The sequence below is a fragment of the Limosilactobacillus kribbianus genome (assembly GCF_026413145.1).
GTDB classification, from domain to species: domain Bacteria; phylum Bacillota; class Bacilli; order Lactobacillales; family Lactobacillaceae; genus Limosilactobacillus; species Limosilactobacillus kribbianus.
Window position 1 is genome coordinate 1 of record NZ_JAOVYZ010000058.1, and the last position, 10,840, is coordinate 10,840.

At 51.4% G+C, this 10,840-nt stretch carries 10 protein-coding genes, 19 tRNA genes and 1 rRNA gene; 3 read left to right on the forward strand and 27 right to left on the reverse strand.

What is annotated here, in order from left to right; all coding sequences use genetic code 11:
* Nucleotides 1-186: 186 nt before the first annotated feature.
* On the forward strand, nucleotides 187-1,215 hold the full coding sequence (locus OCT58_RS09185) for a lactonase family protein (RefSeq protein WP_267202562.1): 1,029 nt from the start codon (nucleotides 187-189) through the stop codon (nucleotides 1,213-1,215).
* Nucleotides 1,216-1,277: 62 nt separating this feature from the next.
* Here OCT58_RS09185 and OCT58_RS09190 read toward each other — a convergent pair whose 3' ends face one another.
* Genes OCT58_RS09190 through yjbM form a run of 3 tightly spaced genes read right to left on the reverse strand, consistent with a single transcriptional unit; the run spans nucleotide 1,278 to nucleotide 3,657 of the window.
* Entirely contained in the window at nucleotides 1,278-2,168 is an 891-nt protein-coding gene (locus OCT58_RS09190; protein WP_267202563.1) for an RluA family pseudouridine synthase, read from the reverse strand.
* Nucleotides 2,168-2,983, reverse strand: coding sequence for an NAD kinase (locus OCT58_RS09195; protein WP_267202564.1), 816 nt, complete (start codon nucleotides 2,981-2,983; stop codon nucleotides 2,168-2,170). The genes OCT58_RS09190 and OCT58_RS09195 overlap by 1 nt, the downstream gene beginning before the upstream one ends.
* Before the next feature lie 2 nt (nucleotides 2,984-2,985).
* Complete coding sequence (yjbM, locus tag OCT58_RS09200) at nucleotides 2,986-3,657, reverse strand: GTP diphosphokinase (protein WP_267202565.1); 672 nt, start codon at nucleotides 3,655-3,657, stop codon at nucleotides 2,986-2,988.
* 156 nt (nucleotides 3,658-3,813) lie between these two features.
* Between yjbM and OCT58_RS09205 the strand changes: the two genes are divergently transcribed.
* On the forward strand, nucleotides 3,814-4,446 hold the full coding sequence (locus OCT58_RS09205; RefSeq protein WP_267202566.1) for a DsbA family protein: 633 nt from the start codon (nucleotides 3,814-3,816) through the stop codon (nucleotides 4,444-4,446).
* 38 nt (nucleotides 4,447-4,484) lie between these two features.
* Here the strand turns inward: OCT58_RS09205 and OCT58_RS09210 are convergent, their stop codons facing one another.
* The 4 genes from OCT58_RS09210 to spxA form a co-directional block, all read right to left on the reverse strand.
* Nucleotides 4,485-5,867 (reverse strand): C69 family dipeptidase, encoded by a 1,383-nt coding sequence (locus tag OCT58_RS09210; RefSeq protein ID WP_267202567.1) that lies wholly within the window; start codon nucleotides 5,865-5,867, stop codon nucleotides 4,485-4,487.
* Nucleotides 5,868-5,888: 21 nt separating this feature from the next.
* A complete protein-coding gene (locus tag OCT58_RS09215; protein ID WP_267202568.1) occupies nucleotides 5,889-6,941 on the reverse strand; it encodes a competence protein CoiA in 1,053 nt (350 codons plus the stop codon).
* Between the two features lie 89 nt (nucleotides 6,942-7,030).
* Complete coding sequence (locus tag OCT58_RS09220) at nucleotides 7,031-7,729, reverse strand: adaptor protein MecA (protein ID WP_267202569.1); 699 nt, start codon at nucleotides 7,727-7,729, stop codon at nucleotides 7,031-7,033.
* A gap of 107 nt (nucleotides 7,730-7,836) precedes the next feature.
* Nucleotides 7,837-8,238, reverse strand: coding sequence for a transcriptional regulator SpxA (gene spxA / locus OCT58_RS09225; RefSeq protein WP_267202570.1), 402 nt, complete (start codon nucleotides 8,236-8,238; stop codon nucleotides 7,837-7,839).
* A gap of 217 nt (nucleotides 8,239-8,455) precedes the next feature.
* Between spxA and OCT58_RS09230 the strand changes: the two genes are divergently transcribed.
* Nucleotides 8,456-8,950, forward strand: a complete 495-nt coding sequence (locus OCT58_RS09230) for an antibiotic biosynthesis monooxygenase family protein (RefSeq protein ID WP_267202571.1) — start codon at nucleotides 8,456-8,458, stop codon at nucleotides 8,948-8,950.
* Between the two features lie 88 nt (nucleotides 8,951-9,038).
* Here OCT58_RS09230 and OCT58_RS09235 read toward each other — a convergent pair.
* The 20 genes from OCT58_RS09235 to rrf all read right to left on the reverse strand — a co-directional run bounded on the left by OCT58_RS09235 (nucleotide 9,039) and on the right by rrf (nucleotide 10,839).
* Nucleotides 9,039-9,113: transfer RNA gene (locus OCT58_RS09235), tRNA-Asp, on the reverse strand.
* A gap of 4 nt (nucleotides 9,114-9,117) precedes the next feature.
* A tRNA-Met gene (locus OCT58_RS09240) sits at nucleotides 9,118-9,191 on the reverse strand.
* Between the two features lie 10 nt (nucleotides 9,192-9,201).
* Nucleotides 9,202-9,273, reverse strand: a tRNA-Glu gene (locus OCT58_RS09245).
* A 6-nt stretch (nucleotides 9,274-9,279) separates the two neighbouring features.
* Nucleotides 9,280-9,367, reverse strand: a tRNA-Ser gene (locus tag OCT58_RS09250).
* A gap of 4 nt (nucleotides 9,368-9,371) precedes the next feature.
* Nucleotides 9,372-9,446: transfer RNA gene (locus OCT58_RS09255), tRNA-Ile, on the reverse strand.
* Between the two features lie 4 nt (nucleotides 9,447-9,450).
* Nucleotides 9,451-9,521, reverse strand: a tRNA-Gly gene (locus OCT58_RS09260).
* 15 nt (nucleotides 9,522-9,536) lie between these two features.
* Nucleotides 9,537-9,609, reverse strand: a tRNA-Phe gene (locus OCT58_RS09265).
* A gap of 5 nt (nucleotides 9,610-9,614) precedes the next feature.
* Nucleotides 9,615-9,689: transfer RNA gene (locus OCT58_RS09270), tRNA-Asp, on the reverse strand.
* A gap of 6 nt (nucleotides 9,690-9,695) precedes the next feature.
* A tRNA-Met gene (locus OCT58_RS09275) sits at nucleotides 9,696-9,769 on the reverse strand.
* Between the two features lie 9 nt (nucleotides 9,770-9,778).
* Nucleotides 9,779-9,866 (reverse strand) — tRNA-Ser (locus OCT58_RS09280).
* A gap of 30 nt (nucleotides 9,867-9,896) precedes the next feature.
* Nucleotides 9,897-9,970 (reverse strand) — tRNA-Ile (locus tag OCT58_RS09285).
* 17 nt (nucleotides 9,971-9,987) lie between these two features.
* Nucleotides 9,988-10,061, reverse strand: a tRNA-Met gene (locus OCT58_RS09290).
* A 33-nt stretch (nucleotides 10,062-10,094) separates the two neighbouring features.
* Nucleotides 10,095-10,168 (reverse strand) — tRNA-Pro (locus OCT58_RS09295).
* A gap of 6 nt (nucleotides 10,169-10,174) precedes the next feature.
* A tRNA-Arg gene (locus OCT58_RS09300) sits at nucleotides 10,175-10,248 on the reverse strand.
* Nucleotides 10,249-10,253: 5 nt separating this feature from the next.
* Nucleotides 10,254-10,339: transfer RNA gene (locus OCT58_RS09305), tRNA-Leu, on the reverse strand.
* Nucleotides 10,340-10,355: 16 nt separating this feature from the next.
* Nucleotides 10,356-10,427 (reverse strand) — tRNA-Gly (locus OCT58_RS09310).
* A gap of 8 nt (nucleotides 10,428-10,435) precedes the next feature.
* Nucleotides 10,436-10,508, reverse strand: a tRNA-Thr gene (locus OCT58_RS09315).
* A 44-nt stretch (nucleotides 10,509-10,552) separates the two neighbouring features.
* A tRNA-Lys gene (locus OCT58_RS09320) sits at nucleotides 10,553-10,625 on the reverse strand.
* 19 nt (nucleotides 10,626-10,644) lie between these two features.
* A tRNA-Val gene (locus OCT58_RS09325) sits at nucleotides 10,645-10,717 on the reverse strand.
* A 5-nt stretch (nucleotides 10,718-10,722) separates the two neighbouring features.
* Nucleotides 10,723-10,839: ribosomal RNA gene (rrf, locus tag OCT58_RS09330) — 5S ribosomal RNA — on the reverse strand.
* Nucleotide 10,840: the final 1 nt, after the last annotated feature.

Consider the following 10,840-nt stretch of genomic DNA (forward strand, 5'->3'; position numbering starts at 1 on the left):
TAAAATAGTGGTGCTCATCAAGGTCCTTCTTTCTAATGGATTGTACGGTAACACCATTAAAGACCTTGATGGGTTTTTCTGTCCACTTAAATGTTCAACTTAAATTTTACAATCTGCCTTTTATAGTTTACCACAACGAGAATTTTGCTATTATATAAGTAAGCATTTTCAAAGGGGGATTCCATAGTGGAAGAGAAATTTCTAATTGGAACGTATACGAAAAAGGATAGCAAGGGTGTCTATGCCGTCACCCTGGACGATTCGGCCGGCAAGCTGACCGACGTCAAGCTGGCAATCCCATCACAGAAGCCGGCCTACCTGCAGGTTGGTGATGATGACCTCGTCTTTGCCATCAAGCAGATCGACGACCAGGGCGGCGTGGCCTCCTACTCACTGAAGGACGGCAACGCCAAGATGCTCTCCAAGGTCCTGGCAGCAGGTGCCCCACCGGCATACGTTGGCTTGGATCGTGACCGCCAGTTGCTCTACAGTGCCAACTACCACACGGCCAAGGTTGACGTCTTCAAGATCAACGCCGACGGGACCCTGACCCAGACGGACTCCGTAACCCATCAGGGTGCTACCGGTCCGCGACCGGAACAGGAAGCACCGCACGTTCACTACGCCGACCTGACGCCGGACAAGCGCCTCGTCGTCTGCGACCTGGGGATGGACCTGCTGGTGGTCTACGACGTCTCCGCTGACGGCAAGCTGACCGCCGTTTCCCGCTACAAGTGCGAGGACGGCTTCGGCACTCGTCACATTGCCTTCCACCCGAATTGCAAGTACGCTTACGTGCTGGGCGAACTCAGCAGCAAGCTCGAGGTCCTGAAGTACAACGCCGCCGACGCCAGCTTCACCCACGTCCAGACGATCAAGACCATTCCGGCCGACTGGACTGCCCACAACGGTGCTGCTGCCATCCGCTTCTCCCGTGACGGCAAGTTCATCTACACCTCCAACCGGGGCGAGAACACGATCGCCGTCTTCGCGGTTCAACCGGACTTCACCGTCAAGCACATCCAGTCGATCTCCACTGAGGGCGACTTCCCACGGGACTTCAACCTCAGCCACGACGACGCCTACCTGCTGGCCTCCAACCAGAACAGTGACAACCTGACCCTCTACAAGCGGGACAGCGCCACTGGCAAGCTGACCATGCTCCAAAAGGACGTTGCCTGCCCAGAGCCGGTTTGCGTTCAGCTGTGGAAGTAACTTAACAATTAAAAACAACCACAAAAACGCCTAGGATCAATCAAGCCATCCTAGGCGTTTTTCTACTTCAGTTGTTCAATTGCTGCCAAGAAATCATCGGGCACTGGCGCCTCCAGGGTAATGTTCTCCTGCTTGAACGGACTATAAAATTGCAGCCAGTAGCAGTGCAGGGCCTGACGGGCAATCACCGGTGAGACTTGACCATACATATCATCCCCGAGCAATGGGTGATTCAGATAGGCAAAGTGAACCCGAATCTGATGAGTTCGCCCGGTGTGGAGACGGACCCGCACCAGCGACGCCCGTAAACTCGTCCACTGAGTCCAGTACTCGGTCACCGACGCCTTGCCGGCAGAGCCGACCATCCGCTGGACAAACGATTCGGGATCCCGCTGGATGGGAGCATCAATATAGCCGTGGTTGGCCTGTACCTGGCCGGTCACCAATGCCAGATAGTTTTTCTTGACCTCATGGTGCTTGAGCTGGCGGTCGAGGACGGCATGGGCAAAGCGGTGCTTGGGAAAGACGACCAGGCCGCTGGTGTCCTTGTCCAGCCGCGTCGCCACGTGAATGACCTGGTTCTCATAACCCCGCTGCTGGTAATAGTACTTAACGCGGTTGACCAAGCTATCGGCTACATCGACGTTATGCGCCGGGACTGTTGCCACCCCGGCCGGCTTGTTGAGCACCAGGAAGTCCCGGTCCTCGTAGACGATCGTGATTGGCGCCGGGTAGGCCTCGACGGCGGGATTCCCCGCTTCAGCCGGTAGAACTAGGCTGAAGCGGTCACCCGGCTGAACCATGTCGACTGCCCACTTCTCTTCACCGTTGATCAGCATCTTACCACCGTGGTAGATTGCCACCTTCATCAGGGTACTGGTCACCCCTTCCATTCGCAGGGCCGACCGGAGTTTGCGGGGCACGTCCTTTTGATAGGTCCAGGTAAACTCCATCACTTGGTCTCCCCGATGAATGAATCCTTGACCCGGTTCCAGAAGTTGTTGTGCCGGTAGCGGGCAAAGTAGATCCGCTGCTTAGAAACCTGGTAGGCTAGCTCCATCAGGTAGCGCTGTCCCGGCTTATTCTTCAGCATCAACTGATCGCGGTCACAGGTCATCACGTGGCCGTTGACGTCGCGCAACCGGAGCATTAGCTTGGTATCCGCACCAAAGATGATTGGTGAACCCAGGGTCCGGAAAACCCGGTTGTTCAGCGAAGCCATTTCTGCTAATTGAAAGCCGATACTATGTGGATCCATGATTGCCCCGCCGACGGACTTGTTGTAAGCCGTTGAGCCGGTCGGCGTAGAGATGCAGAGGCCATCCCCCCGGAAGTTTTCAAAAAGCTGATTATTGATGTAAACATCGCAGACCATCGTCTTAGTGATGTTGCGAATAGTCGATTCGTTAAGGGCGATGAAGTGGTCGGTGGTGCCATCCGAATAGACCGCCTTCATATCGAGCAGCGGGTAGGAAACGGACTGGCCACTGTCCTTGACCAGGCTGTCAACCAGATCGTCGATTTCGAAGTTTCGCCAGTCGGTGTAAAAGCCAAGGTGGCCAGTGTGAATGCCGACGAAGCGGATCTTATCCAGCTGGGCTTGGTAATGGTGAAAGGCCGACAAAAGCGTTCCGTCACCACCAATGGTGATCACGACCTCTGGCTGTTTCGAATCATAGACCAACCCAGCCTTATCCATCTCCGCCTTGAGCAGCTTGGTGACCCGCTGGGATTCCGCTGTTTCGTTATTATAAATTGCTACTTTCATTTTCAATCTTCCTCATTCGTGTGGTCTTCATGGTGGGAGTCGGTCGGCAGGCTCGTTGGCGTGCGTTGTGAGAACAGCGTTTGGGCTTCCTTAATCTCTTCCCTAATTTCTGACATCTCATTATCCAACTTAAAGGCCGCCTCAGCAGCCCGCTGCAACCGAGCTGACAGCTCCTGGGGAAAGGCACCCTGGTACTTGTAGTTTAGTGAGTGTTCAATCGTTGCCCAAAAGTTCATCGCCAGGGTCCGAATTTGAATTTCGGCCAGGATCTTCTTCTCCCCCGTCACCAATTGAACCGGATATTCGATCACAATGTGGTAGGACCGGTAACCACTCGGCTTGACGTTGGTGACGTAATCCCGTTCCTCCAAAATCGTCATATCACTGCGTTGCCGCAATTGGTCAACCACAACGTAAATATCCTCGACAAACTGGCACATGATCCGCAGTCCGGCAATATCTTGCATGTCCTGTTCCAGCCGGTCCTCCTGCACGTGGCGGCGAACCATCTTTTCCTTAATGCTATCGACGGGCTTGACCCGACCGGTGACAAATTCGATCGGTGAGTGTTCACCCTGCTCCTGATATTGCTTGCGCATCCCCCGCAGCTTGACTTTTAACTCGTTGACGGCCTGTTGATATGGCAATAGAAAATGCTGCCAATTTTCAATCATTATTGAAGCCTCCTGTTAAATCTGCATATTATTTTAGCATACTTTAATCTGCTGGTCGTCGCCAAAGCGGTTTACTTTACAAGTCCCGGGATTTTTGTCACAATAATACTGTTTACAAAATGAGTTTGATTTTCAAACTGATCGGAGGAGCAATTAATGCTTGAGATTCATTTATTTGTTAACCCCGTTGGGATGCGTTGTTTCCGCTGTGAAAATGACGTTTTAAGGGTTGATCGAGAATTGAATACCAAAATTAACTACCAGTTCGTTCCGCTATTCAACATGAACACAATCGACGACACACTGCGCCTGTACGACTTTGATTCCCACAGTCTAAAGGCTCGCCAGCAGGTCGCCGATACCATCCTGCAGGTAATCCTCGACTACAAGGCGGCCCTCTTCCAGGGACGCAAGCGGGGCCGGCGCTACCTGCTCCATTTGCAAAACGCCATCATTCGAAATGATGTCAATTACTCACTCGAACTGGTAAAAAAAGCTGCCACAAACTCTAACCTGGATCTGGAAATGTTTCTTGAAGATCGAAAGTCCAGGCTAGCCCACGACGCCTTTCGTCAGGACCAGCAGGTCGCCGCGGAGCTGGGAGTCAGCGAAACGGCCACGGCAGTCGTGTTTGATACCGATCAGACCGACTATGGCTTTTTAATTCCGCATTTTGACTATGAAACTTTGATCCAGATGTACGAACAAAAGCGGCTGGACAAGGGCCAGAGCGCCAAGCAGTTTGCAGCCCAGTTTCACCGGCCGGCATTAAAAATTATCCAAAAATAAAACGTCAGCATTGCGCTGGCGTTTTATTTTAACTTGAATTAGAATTGCAGCTTGGCCGTACCAAAGGCAATCTTAACCAGGTCCCCCAATAGGGTCTCGGCCTCTTGATAGGCGTCGTCAGCCATCTGCTGGTTGATCCCAGTCAGGTAAGCGGCGACGTCCTGGTGACTGCTGACTTCCTGATCGGCGACCGACTGGAGGTGCCGGCCGGTTGCTACCACCTGCTGGGCGAAGTGTTCAACTTTTCCGCGGGCGGCGTCATAGTGCTGATCCCCGATGGCGGCAATCGTATGGGAAAGCCAGTACATCTGATCGACCGAGTACTTGGTCGTCGTGTCCCGCCAACGAGCTGGCGTGTCGTTGACGTTCGCAAAAAACGGTACCACCGTATTGAAAGCGTTGGGTCCAAAGGCTAGCCAGTGAACGGCGGCGACTTCGGGTGCGACCCCGTTGCGAATCTGGAGAATGTGCAGCTCCAGATTCCGATTAAGGGCAATCGACCGGTAAGGTCCGTGGCCAGTCGCCTGCTCATAAGGATCGAAGGCGGTGTTTTGGAAGTGCGAAGACATCAAATCCTTGATTTTTTCAATCGTCAATTTATGCCGAGCGTGACAGATGAATGGCAGGTCCTGGTCGGTCGGCTGGTGGCCACTGTCCCCACTCAATTGCTGCTGGACGTACCAGGCCCGCGGATTATTGTAGCGGGTGTCAGTCACCGTCTGGCTGCCGCAGATCTCACGCAGGTTATAACGACCATCCAGGGACGGATTCAACTGGTGATCATCAATGAAAGCCTGTAGACCCGCATCGCACATTGTGTCCGTGGAAGCAAAATCAAAGTCCGCAATGTTTAGGCGGTTGGGGGCGACCACATAGGCGTCGTCAGGAATCCGGACGGCTGCCCAGTGGTGACCACCGATTGTCTCTAGGTACCAAACCTCGTCGGCATCGCCAAAGGAGACGGCATTGGCCTCGTAGGTCCCATACTTCTCCAGCAGGGCCCCGAGCCGTTCCACCCCTTCGCGTGCCGTCTTGATGTACGGCAAGACCAGGGTTACAAAGTCCTCCTCGCCGATTCCGCTCTCATCATTGTATGGATCTAAACCGAGAATTCGGGAGTTAGTAGTGATCGTTTCGGTTCCGGTCATTGAAACGTTGTGCCGGTTAATTCCACCAGCCGCAAAGACTCCGGCCGAGCTGTCGGCATCGGGTGTTGAGGTATAGCCCACCGGATTATCTGGCAGATCAATTTGAAAGTCCGTCGTCTTGCTCTCATAGTGACGCGGCTGGTCAGCCGGCTGAACGAAGACGAAACGTTGCGGATCAAAAGCATTGCCGTAGTCCTCTTCCCGGCAGACAATGGTTGAGCCATCAATCGTTGCCTTCTTGCCAGCTAAAAATGTTGTACAGGTGTGTTCCATAGATACTCATCCCCTTTTGCTCTATTTTAATGCAAAACGCGACGAAAGCCCACCCCGGCAGATGGTCGCCAGCTTCTCCGCCGGGCTGGTAAACCAGATCGGGCGGGCCAACAAAACCCAGCCTTCGCCGGTCACGGCTAAAATCCCGCCGGCGACGAGCTCTCTGGTAAAATCCCGCAAGAACTGACGATGGAACTGACGGGCATCCAAGCAGCCATAAGCAAGCCAGTCCGGTGGAGCAACCTGCTGCAGCCATTCATACCAACCTGAAGAGGTCCAGAAATAAAACGGTGGCAAACGCATCAGGGCTTTGACGACGGCAATCCGCCATAAAATTGGTGGCATCGTCAGCAACGGCCAACTTGGCGTCAGATCATGGCAGACCAGCGGACAGGTCACTAACGGCCGAAGCGGTGGACGACAAGCCACCAGCTGAACCAGTGGTGATGGATGCTGGTACTGCAGCCGAAGCAGGCGATTCATCTGGTGGCGGACGATCTCCTCCCGGCAATGATGCTGAGAACCGATTAGGGAGCACTGAGCAAAGCGCCGGTTCATCTCCAGCCGTCCAGCAGCGGTGTTCCAAAAGAGCAGGGCTGGGCCCCCGCCGACCAGCTGGGTAAATTGTGCCACCTTTTCTCGATGCAGTTTTCGCCGGTAAGGTGCTCCCAGCAGCCAGCGAACCGAAATTCCCAACTGGTGATAGCCAGCGTTGCGCTCGCGCAATCGTCGCAGACTAAGTGGGCTGCACTGAAACTCCAGAGCCACTTGTTGTTTTCCCACCATCAATAGCAGGTCAGGCCGTTGGGCAATTGCTGGTAAATAAACTTCCAAGCGTGGTCGATAGCCGCGCTGCTGAGCCCAGGCTTGCAGCTGCGTCTTGCCTAATAAATGCTCCGGGGTCTCCCCTTCACCCAGGCGGCAGTGACTGCCGGAATGATGGGCAAAGTGAGCAATCTTGCACCGCCCCCGGCGTAAAATGACGGGTTCCCGACAGGCTGGGCAATAGTACGTTTTTTTGACTAGAGCATCGGCTGCTAAGATCAAGCCATTTTCCCCTTGTGCAACTAACATGACAATCCCTCCTATTATTTAAATACGGAAAAAATGCCATTTTGCACGAAAAAAAACGGCAAAGCATTGCTGCTTTACCATGATTGATTTTAGTTGAAGTAATGGCGAATCGTATGGAGAGCCGAAACCGCCATCAATTTCTTGCCATGCTCGCTCAGATACATCGGCGTCGTGAGCGTTGGACTACCATACTCATAGGCCAGAGCAAGACTATCTTTCACCTGGCTATCATTATCCACCGGCTGGTAGTACTTCATCGCCAAGTAGTACTTGTTCTGATATTTGTAAAGCTCACTCACCACGTCGTCATCCTCCGCGATTCGAGCAAAGTCGATCAGGTCTTCGAACTCGTCAAAGATCACCACCCGCCAAGTTGCGGGCTGGTGTGGTTCAGCATTTTGTGATTGGTGATCATTGGTGATCATTGGTTCAGCTTGTTTGCTCCCTTCCAGCGGCGACTGAGCAGCGGTTTGTTGAGCAGCTATGTTTTGCTTAATGTACTGGGCAATCTGCTCATTATTAGCCGTTTGTCCACCATCCGGGACATCTGGATCATTCTTGCTAATGAAAAGTTCCAAGCCATTTGTAGTTGGCATGACCTGAAAAGTCACCGAATCATTATTTTGGAACTGATGATCGGTGTCGACCTCGCGTAGAATGCTATAAAAGAAATCCTCAATCTGTTGATGATTGCCCAGAAGATCGAGAATCGTAATTCCCCGCGCACTGAGGTCGTCATTATTAATTAATACGCGAATCGTGTTTTTATTGATGTGTTCCATTTCCATCGGCAGCACCCCCTCGATCCGCTCTAAATAAAGCCTTAATTACTATTCTAAAACCTTTCACTTAAAAGTAAAGAAAAAAGGAGAAGCTTTCTTGCTTCCCCAAACAATTAGATTAAATCTGCTTTACGTTGTGCCTCCGCCAGTTCGTAAGCCCGGACTTTCCGTGGCAGGAACCGTCGAATTTCATCTTCGTTATAACCGACCTGGAGCCGCTTATCATCCATGATGATCGGCCGCCGTAAGAGACCAGGATTAGCACTGATCAATTCGTACAGCTTCTTCATCGGCAGCTCGTTTAAGTCAACGTGGAGCTGCTTGTAAGCCTTGGACCGCTTGGAGATAATGTCCTCGGTCCCATCTTCGGTCATTCGTAAAATGTTTTTAATTTCATCAAGCGATAACGGATCAGAGAAAATGTTCCGTTCCTTGAATGGAATGTTGTGTTCTTGCAGCCAAGCACGTGCTTTTCGGCAAGAGGTACAACTTGGAGACGTATAAAGTGTGACCATTAAATAAAAAGCCTCCTTTGGTTTCGTTCACAACAACATTCATCAATACACTATATATTATACAATTTTTTAGCAGGTGATAAAAGGGGCTCAGACCAATTTCGTTAACTTTTTGTAAGTGGATTATTAAACTATTTATGCTGACTTGTGTATTTTTTCGAAGGAACTGTATTATAATAGGAATGAAGGGACATTCTATTATGAGGAGGGATTACCTGTGTTAACTAAAATCAGTTTTACCTTTGGTTCACGCCAAATCTTGAAAGACATTATCGACAAGAATCCTGATCGGCAGTTCAAACTCATGCAAGCTTCTACCCATAGCAACAAGCTGGCATTATTTGATTTTTCCGGCAAGGACAGCATTTTCAAGACTCCAGTTGCCTTAACTGTTTTGAACGAATCACTCAACGACAACTACAATGGCATTCTTTATTACCAGTCATTTCAGGTCAACGGCGACCGGCAACAATTGCTTTATAATACCCTGGACAAGATCGTTAGTGATTCACCAGCAATTGCTAACAGCTTCCTGATGACATCCGTTGCTAACCGGAACGAAAGCTCGACTCTAATCCTGCTGAGCACCTGGAATGACTTTGAGGACCTGACTGCTTGGCGTGAGAGCGCTGCTTTCAAGGATCTCAATAATTTTATGACGGTCGGTTCTGACAACTATTATTATGACGAAATTTACCGGCCAATTGCCTAAACAATTGATTAATCTAAAACCGCCAAGAACTTTTTCTTGACGGTTTTTTAGAAACAAAAAAGCAGATGAATAAATCATCTGCCAATAACGGTCCGTACGAGACTCGAACTCGTGATCTCATCCGTGACAGGGATGCGTCCTAAACCAACTAGACCAACGGACCAAAATTGCGGGGGCTGGATTTGAACCAACGACCTCCGGGTTATGAGCCCGACGAGCTACCAGACTGCTCTACCCCGCGATAATAAAAGTGACCCGTGCGGGATTTGAACCCACGATACCAGCGTGAAAGGCTGGTGTCTTAACCACTTGACTAACGGGTCATAAAACGGAGAATGAGAGATTCGAACTCTCGCGCCGGTTTCCCGACCTACACCCTTAGCAGGGGCGCCTCTTCAGCCACTTGAGTAATTCTCCATAATGGGCCTAAATGGACTTGAACCATCGACCTCACGCTTATCAGGCGTGCGCTCTAAACCAGCTGAGCTATAGGCCCATAAAGCGGGTAACGAGAATCGAACTCGCGACAACAGCTTGGAAGGCTGTGGTTTTACCACTAAACTATACCCGCATTCTATTCAATTAATGGCGCGGGACGGAATCGAACCGCCGACACAGGGAGCTTCAATCCCTTGCTCTACCAACTGAGCTACCGAGCCAACAACGGTCCGTACGAGACTCGAACTCGTGATCTCATCCGTGACAGGGATGCGTCCTAAACCAACTAGACCAACGGACCAAAAAATTGCGGGGGCTGGGTTTGAACCAACGACCTCCGGGTTATGAGCCCGACGAGCTACCAGACTGCTCTACCCCGCGATAATAAGAAGGAGGATGAGGGATTCGAACCCTCGCGTCGCTCTCACGGCCTAGCGGTTTTCAAGACCGCCCCCTTCAGCCACTTGGGTAATCCTCCATAAAGTTTAATTCACCAATAATTGCTTAATGGACCTTGTAGGACTCGAACCTACGACCGGGCGGTTATGAGCCGCTTGCTCTAACCAACTGAGCTAAAGGTCCAAAACAGCCAGGTTAAATCGCGGCGGGGGGGATCGAACCCTCGACCTCCCGGGTATGAACCGGACGCTCTAGCCAGCTGAGCTACACCGCGAAAATAAAATGTTACTAAATTATTATTAGTAAATCGGGAAAACAGGATTCGAACCTGCGACCCCCTGGTCCCAAACCAGGTGCTCTACCAAGCTGAGCTATTTCCCGAAAAAGTGCACCCAGAAGGAGTCGAACCTTCAACCTTCTGATTCGTAGTCAGACACTCTATCCAATTGCGCTATGGGTGCATAAGTGCCGAGGACCGGGATCGAACCGGTACGGTTATCACTAACCGCGGGATTTTAAGTCCCGTGCGTCTGCCAATTCCGCCACCCCGGCATTATAGAATTGGCAAAGCGGAAGACGGGATTCGAACCCGCGACCCCCACCATGGCAAGGTGATGTTCTACCACTGAACTACTTCCGCATATTAAGTGCCGACTAGAGGATTCGAACCTCCGACCCCCTGTTTACAAGACAGATGCTCTGCCAACTGAGCTAAGTCGGCATGGACAACACACTTATTATACCAAACCGATAGCTGTTTGGCAATGAGCCGTGTGGGGATCGAACCCACGACCCTCTGATTAAAAGTCAGATGCTCTACCAACTGAGCTAACGGCTCATGAGCTTTCAAAGCCCAATGGAGGATACAGGACTCGAACCTGTGACCCTCTGCTTGTAAGGCAGACGCTCTCCCAACTGAGCTAATCCTCCATAATGCGTGGCAACGTCCTATCCTCGCAGGGAGCGATCCCCCAACTACTTTCGGCGTGTTGAAGCTTAACTGCTGTGTTCGGCATGGGAACAGGTGTATCCTTCAAGCCATCATCACCACAC

Excerpts from the sequence above, each read along its gene's own strand:
- OCT58_RS09190 (WP_267202563.1), bottom strand. The coding sequence starts at position 2,168 with ATGGAGTTTACCTGGACCTATCAAAAGGACGTGCCCCGCAAACTCCGG.
- OCT58_RS09195 (WP_267202564.1), bottom strand. The coding sequence starts at position 2,983 with ATGAAAGTAGCAATTTATAATAACGAAACAGCGGAATCCCAGCGGGTC.
- yjbM (WP_267202565.1), bottom strand. The coding sequence starts at position 3,657 with ATGATTGAAAATTGGCAGCATTTTCTATTGCCATATCAACAGGCCGTC.
- OCT58_RS09205 (WP_267202566.1), top strand. The coding sequence starts at position 3,814 with ATGCTTGAGATTCATTTATTTGTTAACCCCGTTGGGATGCGTTGTTTC.
- OCT58_RS09210 (WP_267202567.1), bottom strand. The coding sequence starts at position 5,867 with ATGGAACACACCTGTACAACATTTTTAGCTGGCAAGAAGGCAACGATT.
- OCT58_RS09215 (WP_267202568.1), bottom strand. The coding sequence starts at position 6,941 with ATGTTAGTTGCACAAGGGGAAAATGGCTTGATCTTAGCAGCCGATGCT.
- OCT58_RS09220 (WP_267202569.1), bottom strand. The coding sequence starts at position 7,729 with ATGGAAATGGAACACATCAATAAAAACACGATTCGCGTATTAATTAAT.
- spxA (WP_267202570.1), bottom strand. The coding sequence starts at position 8,238 with ATGGTCACACTTTATACGTCTCCAAGTTGTACCTCTTGCCGAAAAGCA.